Annotated in this window: 14 protein-coding genes; 12 read left to right on the top strand and 2 right to left on the bottom strand. The window is 63.6% G+C overall.

Annotated features, from left to right (window positions below; all coding sequences use genetic code 11):
- Positions 1 to 43: 43 nt before the first annotated feature.
- The 7 genes from iolG (at position 44) to NKJ78_RS12725 (ending at position 5,137) form a co-directional block, all read left to right on the top strand.
- Positions 44 to 1,039, top strand: a complete 996-nt coding sequence (gene iolG, locus NKJ78_RS12695; RefSeq protein ID WP_352459971.1) for an inositol 2-dehydrogenase — start codon at positions 44 to 46, stop codon at positions 1,037 to 1,039.
- A gap of 30 nt (positions 1,040 to 1,069) precedes the next feature.
- Positions 1,070 to 1,864, top strand: coding sequence for an SDR family oxidoreductase (locus NKJ78_RS12700; protein ID WP_352459970.1), 795 nt, complete (start codon positions 1,070 to 1,072; stop codon positions 1,862 to 1,864).
- Positions 1,865 to 1,935: 71 nt separating this feature from the next.
- Positions 1,936 to 2,199: a type II toxin-antitoxin system Phd/YefM family antitoxin gene (locus NKJ78_RS12705; RefSeq protein WP_023710445.1), complete on the top strand. Its 264-nt coding sequence runs from the start codon at positions 1,936 to 1,938 to the stop codon at positions 2,197 to 2,199.
- Positions 2,196 to 2,618: a type II toxin-antitoxin system VapC family toxin gene (locus NKJ78_RS12710; protein WP_352459969.1), complete on the top strand. Its 423-nt coding sequence runs from the start codon at positions 2,196 to 2,198 to the stop codon at positions 2,616 to 2,618. Before NKJ78_RS12705 ends, NKJ78_RS12710 begins: the two co-directional genes overlap by 4 nt.
- A 499-nt stretch (positions 2,619 to 3,117) precedes the next feature.
- Positions 3,118 to 4,209, top strand: coding sequence for a 3-deoxy-7-phosphoheptulonate synthase (locus NKJ78_RS12715; protein WP_352459968.1), 1,092 nt, complete (start codon positions 3,118 to 3,120; stop codon positions 4,207 to 4,209).
- 75 nt (positions 4,210 to 4,284) lie between these two features.
- Complete coding sequence (locus NKJ78_RS12720) at positions 4,285 to 4,644, top strand: ArsR/SmtB family transcription factor (RefSeq protein WP_352459967.1); 360 nt, start codon at positions 4,285 to 4,287, stop codon at positions 4,642 to 4,644.
- A complete protein-coding gene (locus tag NKJ78_RS12725) occupies positions 4,622 to 5,137 on the top strand; it encodes an SRPBCC domain-containing protein (RefSeq protein WP_023703749.1) in 516 nt (171 codons plus the stop codon). The genes NKJ78_RS12720 and NKJ78_RS12725 overlap by 23 nt, the downstream gene beginning before the upstream one ends.
- Before the next feature lie 115 nt (positions 5,138 to 5,252).
- On the opposite strand, the gene NKJ78_RS12730 is transcribed toward NKJ78_RS12725, so the two are convergent.
- On the bottom strand, positions 5,253 to 5,888 hold the full coding sequence (locus tag NKJ78_RS12730; RefSeq protein ID WP_352459966.1) for a LysE family translocator: 636 nt from the start codon (positions 5,886 to 5,888) through the stop codon (positions 5,253 to 5,255).
- A 126-nt stretch (positions 5,889 to 6,014) separates the two neighbouring features.
- Here NKJ78_RS12730 and NKJ78_RS12735 point away from each other — a divergent pair, with 126 nt between their 5' ends.
- A complete protein-coding gene (locus tag NKJ78_RS12735; protein WP_352459965.1) occupies positions 6,015 to 6,707 on the top strand; it encodes a helix-turn-helix transcriptional regulator in 693 nt (230 codons plus the stop codon).
- 12 nt (positions 6,708 to 6,719) lie between these two features.
- Here the strand turns inward: NKJ78_RS12735 and NKJ78_RS12740 are convergent, their stop codons facing one another.
- Positions 6,720 to 7,829 (bottom strand): Gfo/Idh/MocA family protein, encoded by a 1,110-nt coding sequence (locus NKJ78_RS12740; protein WP_352459964.1) that lies wholly within the window; start codon positions 7,827 to 7,829, stop codon positions 6,720 to 6,722.
- A gap of 213 nt (positions 7,830 to 8,042) precedes the next feature.
- Here NKJ78_RS12740 and NKJ78_RS12745 point away from each other — a divergent pair, with 213 nt between their 5' ends.
- The 4 genes from NKJ78_RS12745 (at position 8,043) to iolE (ending at position 13,925) form a co-directional block, all read left to right on the top strand.
- Positions 8,043 to 8,888: a MurR/RpiR family transcriptional regulator gene (locus NKJ78_RS12745; protein ID WP_023672343.1), complete on the top strand. Its 846-nt coding sequence runs from the start codon at positions 8,043 to 8,045 to the stop codon at positions 8,886 to 8,888.
- Between the two features lie 154 nt (positions 8,889 to 9,042).
- The gene (locus NKJ78_RS12750; protein ID WP_352459963.1) at positions 9,043 to 10,977 is read left to right on the top strand and encodes a bifunctional 5-dehydro-2-deoxygluconokinase/5-dehydro-2-deoxyphosphogluconate aldolase; all 1,935 of its coding nucleotides are present in this window, start codon (positions 9,043 to 9,045) and stop codon (positions 10,975 to 10,977) included.
- A gap of 33 nt (positions 10,978 to 11,010) precedes the next feature.
- Complete coding sequence (iolD, locus tag NKJ78_RS12755; RefSeq protein ID WP_352459962.1) at positions 11,011 to 12,861, top strand: 3D-(3,5/4)-trihydroxycyclohexane-1,2-dione acylhydrolase (decyclizing); 1,851 nt, start codon at positions 11,011 to 11,013, stop codon at positions 12,859 to 12,861.
- A gap of 146 nt (positions 12,862 to 13,007) precedes the next feature.
- The gene (gene iolE / locus NKJ78_RS12760) at positions 13,008 to 13,925 is read left to right on the top strand and encodes a myo-inosose-2 dehydratase (RefSeq protein ID WP_352459961.1); all 918 of its coding nucleotides are present in this window, start codon (positions 13,008 to 13,010) and stop codon (positions 13,923 to 13,925) included.
- Positions 13,926 to 13,934: the final 9 nt, after the last annotated feature.

Consider the following 13,934-nt stretch of genomic DNA (forward strand, 5'->3'; position numbering starts at 1 on the left):
GAGACAGAACTCTCTCGAACCCATCCCCCTGAGGAAATACCCCATGACTGTTCGTTTCGCCCTCCTCGGTGCCGGCCGCATCGGCAAGGTCCATGCCCGCGCCGTCGGCTCCAACCCGCAGGCCAGACTGGTGGCCGTTGCCGACGCTTTTGAAAAGGCGGCGACCGAGTTGGCAACCGCCTATGGCGCCGAAGCGCGCACCATCGACGCAATCGAGAAGGCCAAGGACATCGACGCCGTGGTCATCTGCACGCCGACCGACACCCATGCCGATCTGATCGAGCGTTTCGCCAAGGCCGGCAAGGCGATCTTCTGCGAGAAGCCGATCGACCTCGACGTCAAGCGTGTCGAGAAATGCCTGGCCGTGGTCGACAAGGCCAAGGCGACGCTGATGGTAGGTTTCAACCGCCGCTTCGATCCGCATTTCGCCGCCGTGCGCAAGGCGATCGACGACGGCGCCATCGGTACTGTCGAGATGGTCACCATTACCTCGCGCGATCCGGGCGCGCCGCCGGTCGATTATATCAAGCGCTCGGGCGGCATTTTTCGCGACATGACCATCCACGATTTCGACATGGCGCGCTTCCTGCTCGGCGAAGAGGTGGCGGCGGTCAGCGCCCATGCTTCGGTGCTGGTCGACAAGAAGATCGGCGAGGCCGGCGATTTCGATTCGGTCAGCGTCATCCTCGAAACCGCGTCCGGGAAGCAGGCCGTCATCTCCAATTCGCGCCGCGCCACCTATGGCTACGACCAGCGCATCGAGGTGCATGGGTCCAAGGGCATGGTCGCCGCCGAAAACCAGCGGCCGGTGTCGATCGAAGTCGCCAACGAGAAGGGTTACACCCGCCCGCCGCTGCACGATTTCTTCATGACCCGCTATCTCGACGCCTACGCCATCGAGATTGCCGCCTTCATCACTGCTGCAACCTCGGGCAAGAAGGCATCGCCGAGCGGCGCCGACGGCCTCGTGGCGCTGAAGCTGGCCGATGCGGCGCTGAAATCGGCGACATCGGGCAAGACCGTCCGCCTCGACAAGTAAGAACCGAAACCAGGGCACAGGAGCAGAGCGATGAGCACATCCGCCGATCGCAATTCGAACACGCGCGCCATCGTCACCGGCGGCGCGCAAGGCATCGGCTTTGCCGTTGCCGAGGCCTTGGCCGACGAAGGCTGCAAGGCGCTGGCGCTGATCGGCCGTTCGCAGGAGAAGGGCGACAAGGCTGTCGCCCACTTCAAGAAGGCAGGCGTCGATGCGATCTTCATCGGCGCCGACGTCTCGAAAGTGGCGGACTGCAAGCGCGCGGTGGCAACCGCGATCTCGCATTTCGGCAGCATCAACGCGCTGGTCAACGCCGCCGCCACGTCCGCGCGCGGTTCGCTGGTCGAAACCTCCGAGGAGACCTTCGACCAGATTTTCCAGACCAACGTGCGGGGCCCGTTCTTCCTGATGCAGGGCGTGGTGGCCCATCTCCTGGACCAGAAGGCGCCGGGCTCGATCGTCAACGTGCTGTCTATGTCGGCACATTGCGGCCAGTCCTTCCTGGCGCCCTATTCCTCGAGCAAGGGTGCGCTGGCGACGCTGACCAAGAACGTCGCCAACGCCTATCGTTTCAACCGCATCCGCTGCAACGCCGTGCTGCCGGGCTGGATGGACACCGAGGGCGAGGACATCGTGCAGAAGAAATGGCACGGTGCCTCCGACGACTGGCTGGCAAAGGCAGAGGCCGGCCAGCCCATGGGCCAACTGGTGAAGCCCGACCAACTGGCGCGGCTGATCAGCTACATGGCCAGCCCGCAATCCGGTGTCATGACCGGCTCGCTGGTTGACTACGACCAGAACGTCGCGGGGACCTCGCCGGAGTAGCCTCAAACCCTGTTGCAGCAACATCGCCATTCCCACATAGTCATGATAGTCAGGCTAGTCACGAGCATGCGATGCTAACGTCATCCAAAGACACCAACTGGACGGTTGCCGGGGCAAAAGCCCGGCTCTCCGAGGTCATCGAGCGCGCACAGTCCTCGCCGCAGACGATCACCAAGAACGGCAAACCAAGCGTGGTTGTCGTCTCGGCCGAGGAATGGCAGCGCAAGATCGCACGCAAGGGTACGCTTGCCGAGTTCCTGCTGGACTCGCCGCTGCGCGGCGCCGATCTCGAGCTTGAACGTCAGCGCGACGAACCGCGCGACCTGCCGCCGTGAGACTGCTGCTCGACACGAATGTCCTGTCCGAGGTGACGAGGCTAGCGCCTGACGCACGTGTCCTGGGCTGGCTGGACGAGCTTGATGAGGACCGCTCCTTCATCAGCGTAGTGTCGATCGCCGAGATCCGGCGCGGCGTCTCTCTGATGGATGAGGGCCGCAAACGCGAGGCGCTGGCCGAATGGCTCGCCCGGGACCTGCCCCAGCGCTTCGAACAGCGGGTTTTGCCGGTGAACGATGCGGTTGCCTTGGCCTGGGGCGACCTGATGGGTCTTGCGAAGCGCCGCGGTCGTGGTCTGTCGTCGATGGACGGCCTGATCGCAGCCACTGCGATTGCGCACGAGCTCACCTTGGCAACGTGCAATACGAAAGATTTCGAACGCTTTGGGCTTGAACTCTTCGATCCCTGGACGGCATGAGCGCCAGGAGCAGCTACTGATGCGCCCTCAAGAGGACATTGAATGCATTCTCACTTGATTACACCGTCCCCTAGCGTCGGCATCACCGCGCGGTCGGAAGCTGACGCCCTGCAACTCTTCGGATTTGCCTTCGGTCCCCCGAGAAAGTCATCCGTATCGAGGTCATCAAGGACATGAACGATCTCGACCAGAATCACGTCTTACCCAATATTGACGGAGCCAACTTCCTTCGGCGCGGCATCTGGTTTCCGCAGGGCCAGGAGCACATCTCAGACTGGGACAATGCGTAGCGCGATCAGAGACGTGACAAGCGCCTCCGCATCGACTATATGAGCCTCATGATCAACCTGACCGCCTCGTATTGGTACTTTAGCAGCTCGCTGGCGGCGGGAGGATTGCGCTCGATCTGAAGATTGCAGCAACAAGTCCGAACAGCCGCCAGACCTGGCGGCTTTTTTGTATCAGCCGGCAGGTCTCCTAAAAACAGGAGCAGAAAGCCGTGTTGACCACCACAGACGATCTTCGGGTCAAGGAAATCCGAGAATTGAGTACGCCGGACGAGGTGATGCGGGAGATCCCGCGCACGCTGACGGCAACGCGCACCGTGAGCGCATCACGCAACGCCACCCATGCCATCTTGAACGGCACCGACGACCGGCTGCTTGTCATCGTTGGCCCGTGTTCGATCCACGACCCGGTCGCGGCCGTTGACTATGCCAGCCGGCTAGTGGCGCTGCGCGAGACCCTGTCCGACCGGTTGGAGATCGTCATGCGGGTCTATTTCGAAAAGCCGCGCACGACTGTCGGCTGGAAGGGCCTTATCAACGATCCCGATCTCGACGGCAGCTTCAACATCGACAAGGGGCTGCGGATGGCGCGCAACGTGCTGTCGGCGGTCAACAATCTCGGCCTGCCCTCGGCCACCGAATTTCTCGACATGACGACGCCGCAATACATTGCCGACCTCGTCGCCTGGGGCGCCATCGGCGCGCGCACCACCGAGAGCCAGATCCACCGCGAACTGGCTTCCGGCCTGTCCTGCCCGGTCGGCTTCAAGAACGGCACCGACGGCAATCTCAGGATCGCCGCCGAGGCGGTGAAATCCGCCGCCCAGCCGCATCATTTCATGGCGGTGACCAAGGGCGGACGCAGCGGCATTGCGACTACTACCGGCAATGAGGACTGCCACGTCATCCTGCGCGGCGGCGTTCAGCCGAATTACGATGCGGCGAGCGTCGAGGCGGCCTCGGTCGAACTTGCCCGCATCGGCGTCGCCCCCCGTCTGATGATCGATGTCAGCCACGCCAACTCGAGCAAGAAGCCGGAGAACCAGCCGAAGGTGGCGGCCGATGTCGCCGGCCAGGTGGCAGCAGGGGACGAGCGTATCATCGGCGTCATGATCGAGAGCAATCTCGTCGCCGGCCGGCAGGACGTGGTATCAGGCAAGCCGCTCGTCTATGGCCAGAGCATCACAGATGGCTGCATCGACTGGGCGACCACAGAGAGTGTGCTGCACGGCCTCGCCGGCGCCGTAGAATGGCGCCGCTCAGCCCGCCGCGCCATGATGGAGAACCGGCCGGGCGCCGCCTGATACGAGGCGATGCGCGGGAAGGACGCTGCGGCTCCCCTTGCACCCCGGCAACCGGTCTGCTAAATACTGAACCGTATGGTTCAGTATACCGACTTGGATTCCTCGTTCGCCGCGCTCTCGGACGCCACCCGGCGTGGCGTTCTGGAGCAGCTCGGACGCGCAGACGCTTCGCTCACCGAGCTTGCCGGAAAATTCCACATGACCCTCACGGGCATGAAGAAGCACGTCGGCGTCCTGGAGCAGGCGGGGCTCGTCACCACGCAGAAGGTTGGCCGCGTGCGGACCTGCAAGCTCGGCCTGCGCGGACTGGAGGAAGAGGCGGCCTGGATCGAGCGGCACCGCCTGCTCTGGGACGCACGCTTCAACGAGTTGGACAAGGTTGTCGAGGAATTGAAACGGAAGGAGAAAGCCGATGCGCCAAAGAACCGAGAGTGAGCCCACGAACAACCGCACGACGGTCGAACGGAAGTCCGAGCGCGAGCTGGTCGTCACGCGAACAGTCAACGGTCCGGCGCGCATCGTGTTCGAGGCGTGGACGAAGCCCGAGCTGTTCAAGCAGTGGTGGGTGCCGAAGTCGATGGGCATGTTCCTGCGTTCATGTGAGATGGATGCTCGTACCGGAGGCACGTACCGCCTGGTGTTCGGCCACGACGCCTCGGACCTTCACGAATTCTTCGGCAGGTATATCGAAGTGACACCGCACTCACGCCTTGTCTGGACCAATGACGAAGGTGGTGACGGTGGACCCGTCACCACGCTGACCTTCGAGGAAAAGGGTGGCAATACGCTGCTGGTCATGCACGAACTCTATCCCTCGAAGGAGGCTCTCGACGCGGCCGGTACCGGGGCGGCGGATGCGATGGGCGAGACGTTCGAGCAATTGGACGAGCTTCTCGTCGTCTTGGGCGAAGGCGTGAGGCGGTCATGACGTCATCGGTCTCGCGGACGGGGTAGCTGCCGCCCTCGACGACGAAAAGACCGGGACAGTGATCCGCAAGCGCCGCGCCGAGGCGAAGAAACGCGGGGTCATCGCTTGATCGGGATCACGCTGCCCCCAACCCTTCCCATGCCGTAAACACCGAGACCGCAAACAGCAGCAGTCCGGCCGCCCGGCCCGCAAAAGCGGTCGCCCGCGGATTGGCCACCAGCAGATTGCGGCTGCGGCCGGCGGTGATGGCGAGCCCGCCATAGATGGCGGCCTGCGTCAGCATCGTCAGCAAGCCCATGACCGTCGCCTGCATCCAGATCGGGCCGTAATCCGGCTTCAGGAACTGCGGATAGACGGCAAATATGAAGAGATAGGCCTTCGGGTTGATCAGGCAGGTCACCAGTCCCTGGCGAAAGGCCTTCCAGGCCGTACGGCTGCCGGCGGGCCCGTCGTGGCCGACGGTGATGGAACTGCGCATCAGCGAGATGCCGATGAAGGCCATGTAGGCGGCGCCGGCTATCAGCAGCGGCTTGTACAGGATCGGTACGAAATGCATCAGCAGGCCGACGCCGATGGCGCCGTTCAGCGTGTGCACGATGCCGCCGACCATGATGCCACCGGTGGCGGCGAGGCCCCGGTCGCGGCCGCCGGTGAGCGCATTGGCAAGCACGAACAGCATGTCCATGCCGGGCACGATGATGATGCCGGACAGCAGGATAAAGAACAGCCAGAGATTTTCCGCGTAGCTCATGTCAGTTGCCTGTCGCTTCCTGCTGGGGTGCCGTGGAGGAATTTGTTGATTTTCAACCCGATAGGCAGTCCAATAAATCATCCCAACTGACGGGGATGTGTCAGTAGCGTTCATCAGGGAGAGGAAATGCGCAAGGCGTCGCGGCTGTTCGAGATTATCCAGATCCTGCGGCTGGCGCGGCAGCCGGTGACGGCAGCCATGATCGCCGGGCAGCTGGAAGTCACGATGCGTTCGATCTATCGCGACATCGCCGCACTGCAGGCAATGCGCGTGCCGATCGAAGGCGGGCGCGGTATCGGCTACATATTGCGGCCCGGCTTCGACCTGCCGCCGCTGATGTTTTCGATCGAGGAGATGGAAGCGATCGTCCTGTCGCTCGCCCTGCTGGAGCGCACGGGAGACAGCGAACTCAAGCAGGCGGCCAAGCGCGTCAGCGCCAAGATCGCCGGCGCCGTGCCGCCGCCGTTGCGCCAGGCGTTCGACGCCAACGCGCTGCATGTCTGGGGGTTCGCAGCACCGGCAATCGGCACCATCGATCTGGCGCTTGTGCGCCGCGCCATCCGCGACGAGGAAAAGCTCGACCTGTCCTATCGCGACGAAATCGGCCGCGCCTCCGAGCGGCTGATCCGTCCAATCGCGCTGATCTACTATTCAGAAACCGCCAACATCGTCGCCTGGTGCGAATTGCGCCAGGCCATCCGCAATTTCCGCAGCGACCGCATCGCGGATTGCCGGGCGACCGGCCTGCGCTTCAAGGGCGAAGGCGATCGCCTGCGGCAGGTCTGGGCCGATGGCTGGAACGCTGTCGCTGGCGGCTGAAACGAGCGGATCTTACCGCACCTCCACCCAGCGCTTCTCCTCGAACGACCTCGCCATCGCGTGCACGGTGCGTTCGATCTCCAGCCCTTCGGCGAACTCGATGACCCGTGCCGGCTTGCCGGCAAGCCGCGTCAGCAATTCGTGGCACTCGATGATCTTGAGGTCGTTGAAGCCGAGCCCATGGCCCGGCGCCGGGAGGAAGGCGTCGTAAGGCTTGTGGTGCGGCGCGACCAGTATGGTGCGGTAGCCCTGTTCGGTCGGGCGATCGGCGGTGACATAGAGCTGGATTTCGTTCATCCGCTCCTGGTCGAACAGGATCGATCCCTTGGAGCCGAAAATCTGGATGGCGATGCGGCCCTTGCGGCCCCAGGCCGAGCGGTTGACCAGCAGCGTGCCGGCAATGCCGTTTTCCAGATGCATCAGCACGCTGGCGATGTCGTAGGTCTCGACGGCGCGGCGGCCGCCGGCGGCCAGCTTGCGGTCGGCATACGGCTTGGCCATGTCGCAGATGACTTTTGCGACGCGGCCGAACAGCGTCGAGACCAGCGACAGCGGATGCACGGCGAAATCGTCGAGCGCGCCATAGCCGGATGCGGCCTCATGCTTCCAGAAGAACAGCGCTTCGGGGTCGGCCATGAAGTCCTCGTCCATCTCGATGCGCAGATGGTTGACCTCGCCGATGATCTTTTCCTCGAGCAGCGCGCCGATGTGGCGGATGGCCGGGCTCTGTATGTAGTTGTAGCCAAGGGCTGCGACCTTGCCGGACTTCTTCGCCGCGGCCGCCATCGCCGCTGCTTCGGCAAAGCTCGGCGCCATCGGCTTTTCGCACCACAGATGCTTGCCGGCTTCGAGAATGGCGATGGCCATTTCCGGATGGAACTGGTTGGGCGTGGTCAAGGAGACGATGTCGACCTCGGGGTCGTTGACGACCGCGCGCCAGTCGCCGGACGCCTTGGCGAAGCCGAACTCGCCGGCCTTGCGCTTGGCCAGCTCCTCGTTGACCTCGCCGAGATGGACCAGCTTCGGCTTGGCGACATAGGGAAAGACGGCGCCGACGGCGCTCCACGCAATGGCGTGGCATTTGCCCATGAAACCCGTGCCGATAAGACCAACGCCGACCATTTCTTTCTCCCAATACCTGAAGCGATCGATGGATGAATTAGTCCATTTCTTCTCCGAATGGAATGTCTGCCTCATTTTTTATGGCCTTCTTGCGCAGGCTCGCTATGATGGGGCAGAGAGGACGTCACTTGAGTTAAAGAGAGCATGATGTCGTCCGAAAACCGCTGCACACTTTTCGGCATCATGCTCTAGATGAGCTTGGACGGGGCGACGATGGACGAACGGGTACCTCGCGACTTCGAGACGCTGCGCGCCACGATCCTCGATCGCCGTGAAACCTTGCCCAAGCGCATCGCCCAGATCGCCGCCTATGCGCTCGACAATCCCGATGACATCGCCTTTGGCACCGCCGCCAGCATCGCCGCTTCGGCGGGCGTGCAGCCGTCCACCTTGATCCGCTTTGCCCAGCAACTAGGCTTCGACGGCTTCACCAGCCTGCAGCAGGTGTTTCGCGAGCGGCTGCGCGAGCGCAATTCCTCTTATGACGAACGCCTGCAGGCGCTGCGCGCCAAGGCCGATGCGGGTGCTGGACACCGCGCCATCTTCGACGGCTTCGTCGCCGCCGCCAGCACTTCGCTCAACGACATCTCACGCTCGCTGGACGAGGCCCATCTGGAAGACGCAATTGCGCTGCTGGCCAAGGCCGAGACCATCTATGTCCTGGCCAAGCGCCGCTCCTATCCGGTGGCGAGCTACATCGCCTATGCGCTGGGCAAACTGAAGATCCGCAACCAGCTGATCGAATCCGCCGCCGGCCTCAATGCCGAGATGGTCGCCTTCGCCACGCCGGCGGACGCCGTCATTGCCATCAGTTTCTCGCCCTATGCGCCGGCCACCATCGAGGAGGCCCGCACCATTTCCGAACAGGGCGTGCCGATCGTCGCCATCACCGACAGTTCGTTTTCGCCACTAGCGCAGTTCGCCAAGGTCTGGTTCGAGGTTGCCGAGGCCGATTTTGCCGGCTTCCGCTCGCTGTCGGCCACCATGGCGCTGGCCATGGCGCTCACCGTCGGCGTCGGCGAGAAGCGGCGCAGCACGGGCAAGAAGCGTAAGGCCTAGGCCGGCGCCCGGCGCTCGAAATTCGCGGAAGGAATGCTCATTCCATATTGACTATAGATTGGAATTATTATTTCATATTCCCGGCGCCACGCTGCCGCTCGCGCGTGTCCCCCAACTACGTTGCTCAAGACAACAAGACCGACGGGAGGTTCCAATGAGCGAAGCCGTGGACGCCAAACAGGCGACGCTCGATGTCATCACCATCGGTCGCGCTTCCGTCGACCTTTACGGCCAGCAGATCGGCTCGCGGCTGGAGGACATCACCTCCTTTGCCAAATCGGTCGGCGGCTGCCCGGCCAACATCTCGGTTGGCACGGCGAGACTAGGCCTGCGCTCGGCGCTGCTCACCCGCGTCGGCGACGAGCAGATGGGCCGCTTCATCCGCGAGCAGCTGCGGCGCGAAGGCGTCAATGTCGACGGGCTGAAGACCGACAAGGAACGGCTGACGGCCCTGGTGCTGCTTTCGGTCGAGAGCGAAGGCGTCTCGCCGATGATCTTTTATCGCAGCGACTGCGCCGACATGGCGCTCGCCGAAGAAGACATCGATGAAGCCTTCATCGCCTCGGCCCGTTCCATCGTCGTCACCGGCACGCATTTTTCCCGGCCCAACAGCGACGCCGCCCAGCGCAAGGCGATCCGCATCATCAAGGCCAGGGGCGGCAAGGTGGTGTTCGACATCGACTACCGCCCCAACCTCTGGGGCCTCGCCGGCCATGCCGAAGGTTTCGAGCGCTATGTCAAATCCGACCGCGTCTCGGCCCAGCTGAAGACGGTGCTGCCCGATTGCGATCTCATCCTCGGCACCGAGGAAGAGATCATGATCGCCTCGGGCGCCGACGATTGCCTGAGTGCGTTGAAGACCATCCGCGCTCTGTCCTCGGCGACCATCGTCTTGAAGCGCGGCGCCATGGGTTGCATCGTCTATGACGGGCCGATCAGCGACGATCTGGAAGACGGTATCGTCGGCAAGGGCTTTCCGATCGAGATCTATAATGTGCTGGGCGCGGGCGATGCCTTCATGTCCGGTTTCCTGCGCGGCTGGCTGGGTGGGGAAGATCATGCGACAGCGGCGACCTGGGCCAATGCCTGCGGTGCCTTCGCCGTGTCGCGGCTGCTCTGCGCGCCGGAATATCCGACCTTCGAGGAATTGCAGTTCTTCCTCAAGAACGGCAGCAAGCACCTCGCTCTGCGCAAGGACGATGCGATCAACCACATCCATTGGGCGACGACCCGCCGCCGCGACATCCCCTCGATGATGGCGCTCGCCTGCGACCACCGTGTGCAGCTCGAGGAAGTCGCGGCAAAGACCGGCGCCGATCCGGCGCGCATCCGCGATTTCAAGGTGCTGGCGGTCAAGGCTGCGGCGAAAGTCGCCGCCGGCCGCGACGGCTATGGCATGCTGATCGACGAGAAGCATGGCCGCGAGGCGATGTTCGAATTCGCCCGCCACCCCTTTGCCTGGCTCGGCCGTCCCGTCGAACTGCCGGGCTCGCGGCCGCTGCGCTTCGAGTTCTCGCAGGACATCGGCTCGCAACTGGTGGAATGGCCGGTCGACCACTGCATCAAATGCCTGTGCTTCTATCACCCCGACGATCCGGCAGCGCTCAAGGAAGAGCAGCAGCAGAAGCTGCGCTCGCTGTTCGAAGCCGCGCGGAAGGTCGGCCGGGAGCTTCTGGTCGAGATCATCGCCGGCAAGCACGGCAAGCTCGACGAAACGACCATCCCGCGCGCCCTGGAAGAACTCTATGCGCTTGGCATCAAGCCGGACTGGTGGAAGCTCGAGCCGCAGGCGTCGGCCGGCGCCTGGGCCAAGATCGAAGCGGTGATCCTGAAGCACGATCCCTGGTGTCGTGGCGTCGTGCTGCTGGGTCTCGAAGCGCCGCAGGACGAACTGGAAGCGGCCTTCGCCGCCACCGCCATGGCGCCGATCGTCAAGGGATTTGCCGTCGGCCGCACCATCTTCGTCCAGGCCGCCGAACGATGGCTGGCAGGCAAGATGACGGATGACGAGGCTATCGCCGACATGGCCGCGCGCTTCGAACAGTTGACCGAAGCGTGGCTTGCCGCGCGTGGCCGTAAAGCAGCATAAAGGCGCGGCAAGAGGACTGCGGAGGAAAACACCATGAGCAAGACAATCCGCCTGACGATGGCGCAGGCGCTGACCCGCTTTCTGAGCAAGCAGATGACCGAGATCGACGGCAGACGAGTGCCCATCTTCGGCGGTGTGTGGGCGATCTTCGGTCACGGCAATGTCGCCGGCATCGGCGAGGCGCTGTACCAGCTGCGCGACGAATTGCCGACCTTCCGCGCCCACAATGAGCAGGCGATGGCGCATGCGGCGATCGCCTATGGCAAGGCCAATTTCCGCCGCCGTTTCATGGCCGCGACCTCATCGATCGGCCCCGGTGCGCTCAACATGGTGACGGCGGCGGCGCTCGCCCATGTAAACAGGTTGCCCGTCCTGTTTTTGCCGGGCGATGTCTTCGCCAACCGCATTCCCGACCCGGTGCTGCAGCAGGCCGAGGACTTTTCCGACGGCACAGCGACGGTCAATGACTGCTTCCGTCCGGTGTCGCGCTATTTCGACCGCATCACCCGTCCCGAGCAGATCATCCCGGCATTGGCGCGGACCATGCAGGTGCTGACCGATCCGGCGGAATGCGGCCCGGTGACGCTGTCGCTCTGCCAGGACGTGCAGGCCGAGGCCTATGACTATCCCGAGAGCTTTTTCGCCGAGCGCGTCTGGCACCAGCGCCGGCCGCGTCCGGACCGGCATGAATTGGCGGCGGCGGTCACCGCGCTGAAGGGTGCGAAAAAACCGCTGATCATCGCCGGCGGCGGCGTGCTGTATTCGCAGGCTTCGGATGAACTGGCGAAATTGGCCGAGAGCGCCGGCATTCCGGTCTGCGAGACGCAAGGCGGCAAATCCTCGCTGCCCGACACACATCCGCTCAACATGGCGGCAGTCGGCGTCACCGGCACGTCCGCGGCCAACCGGCTGGCGGAAGAGGCCGATGTCGTGCTGGCGATCGGCACCCGCCTGCAGGATTTCACCACCGGCTCATGGGCGCTGTTCAAAAATTCCGGCAAGACCATCATCGGACTCAACGTGCAGCCTTTCGATGCCGGCAAGCATCGTGCGCTGCCGCTGGTCGCCGACGCGGCCGAAGGGCTTGTCGAACTCGGTGCGGCGCTGGGGGGCTGGAAAGCACCGGCGACATGGACCGACAATGCGACCCGGGGCAAGAAGGCCTGGCAGGCCGAAGCCTCCAAGGTGACGGCGTCGACCAACGCCGCCTTCCCCTCGGATGCGCAGGTGATCGGCGCCGTGCAGCGCGCGCTGGGGTCCGGCGTGACCTTGCTGAATGCGTCGGGGGGCTTGCCGGGCGAACTGCATAAACTCTGGCAGGCGGGCGCGCCCGGCTCGTACCATGGCGAATATGGCTTCTCGACCATGGGCTACGAGATTGCCGGCGGGCTCGGCGCCAAGATGGCCAAGCCCGACCAGGAGGTCGTCGTAATGGTCGGGGACGGCTCCTACCTCATGATGAATTCCGAAATCGCCACGTCGGTGATGCTTGGCCTGAAGCTGACCATCGTGGTGCTCGACAACAGGGGTTATGGCTGCATCAACCGGCTGCAGATGGCCACCGGCGGCGCCAACTTCAACAACCTCCTGAAGGACGCGCGCCACGAGATCTTGCCCGACATCGACTTCGCGGCGCATGCGGCCAGCATGGGCGCTATTGCCGAGAAGGTGCCGTCGATCACCGGCCTGGAGACCGCGCTGCAAAAGTCGAAAACCAACGACCGCACCACCGTGCTGGTCATCGACACCGACCCGCTGATTTCCACCGATGCCGGCGGCCATTGGTGGGATGTCGCGGTGCCGGAAGTCTCCGCACGGCCGCAGGTCAACGCAGCCCGCAAGGCCTATGACGAAAAGCGGCAGATGCAGACTATTGGCGATTGATGCTAAGTCAGCGCTGCCCCCTACCTCCCCCTTGTGGGGAGGTCGGACCGAAGGTCCGGGTGGGGGGCTGGCGCCGCACCCCACCTCGCTGCTTCGCAGCGACCCTCCCCACAACGGGAGGGTGAACAAGAAACCGGAGCTAAAACTTGAAAGCCAAACTGGGCATGTCCCCCATTGCGTGGTGGAACGATGATCTTGCCGAACTCAGCGACGACGTCTCGCTGGAAGAGTGCCTGCGCCAGTCGCGCTCTGCCGGCTTCACCGGCATGGAAATGGGCCGGCGTTTCCCAAACGACCCCGAAATCATGCTGCCGATCCTGAAAAAGGCCGACGTGACGCTGTGCGGCGGCTGGTTCTCAGGCACGCTGGTCGATGAGGACATGGGCAAGAACAAGGATCGCATCCAGCCGATGATCGACCTGTTCAAGGCGGTGAATGCGCCTTGCATCGTCTATGGCGAGGTCGGCCGCTCGATCCAGGGTGATCGCTCCAGGCCTCTCGCCACCAAGCCGAAATTGTCCAACGACGAGATGAGGGCCTATGCCAGGCGCCTCACCGAATTCGGCGAATGGTGCGCCGAGCAAGGCATGCCGCTGTCCTATCACCATCACATGGCGGCAGTGGTCGAGACCGAGCCGGAGCTCGATGCCTTCATGCGCCATTCCGGCGAAGGCATTCCGTTGCTGCTCGATGCAGGGCATCTCGCCTTTGCCGGTGGCGACGTGCTGCGCGCCATCGACAACCACCACAAGCGCATCAGCCATGTCCATGTGAAGGATGTGCGCATGGGCGTGATCGACGGGCTCGACCGCACGAAACAGTCCTTTCTCGACGCCGTGGCGCTCGGTGCCTTCACGGTGCCCGGCGACGGTTCGCTCGATTTCGGCGCCATTGTGCAGCGCTTCGCCGACCATGGCTATGAAGGCTGGTTCGTCGTCGAGGCCGAGCAGGACCCGAAGAAGAACCCGCCGCTCAAGATGGCGCAGGTCGGCCACAAGGAATTGATGCGCGTGATGACGGCTGCCGGCTACGCCGTGGAAACGCAAGGCTTTCCCAATGCCTGAGGCGATCCG

The organism is Mesorhizobium sp. M0037 (genome assembly GCF_040323635.1).
Classification (GTDB): Bacteria; Pseudomonadota; Alphaproteobacteria; order Rhizobiales; family Rhizobiaceae; genus Mesorhizobium.

Excerpts from the sequence above, each read along its gene's own strand:
- iolG (WP_352459971.1), top strand. The coding sequence starts at position 44 with ATGACTGTTCGTTTCGCCCTCCTCGGTGCCGGCCGCATCGGCAAGGTC.
- NKJ78_RS12745 (WP_023672343.1), top strand. The coding sequence starts at position 8,043 with ATGGACGAACGGGTACCTCGCGACTTCGAGACGCTGCGCGCCACGATC.
- NKJ78_RS12700 (WP_352459970.1), top strand. The coding sequence starts at position 1,070 with ATGAGCACATCCGCCGATCGCAATTCGAACACGCGCGCCATCGTCACC.
- NKJ78_RS12720 (WP_352459967.1), top strand. The coding sequence starts at position 4,285 with ATGGTTCAGTATACCGACTTGGATTCCTCGTTCGCCGCGCTCTCGGAC.
- NKJ78_RS12735 (WP_352459965.1), top strand. The coding sequence starts at position 6,015 with ATGCGCAAGGCGTCGCGGCTGTTCGAGATTATCCAGATCCTGCGGCTG.
- NKJ78_RS12740 (WP_352459964.1), bottom strand. The coding sequence starts at position 7,829 with ATGGTCGGCGTTGGTCTTATCGGCACGGGTTTCATGGGCAAATGCCAC.
- NKJ78_RS12750 (WP_352459963.1), top strand. The coding sequence starts at position 9,043 with ATGAGCGAAGCCGTGGACGCCAAACAGGCGACGCTCGATGTCATCACC.
- NKJ78_RS12730 (WP_352459966.1), bottom strand. The coding sequence starts at position 5,888 with ATGAGCTACGCGGAAAATCTCTGGCTGTTCTTTATCCTGCTGTCCGGC.
- NKJ78_RS12705 (WP_023710445.1), top strand. The coding sequence starts at position 1,936 with ATGCTAACGTCATCCAAAGACACCAACTGGACGGTTGCCGGGGCAAAA.
- iolD (WP_352459962.1), top strand. The coding sequence starts at position 11,011 with ATGAGCAAGACAATCCGCCTGACGATGGCGCAGGCGCTGACCCGCTTT.
- NKJ78_RS12725 (WP_023703749.1), top strand. The coding sequence starts at position 4,622 with ATGCGCCAAAGAACCGAGAGTGAGCCCACGAACAACCGCACGACGGTC.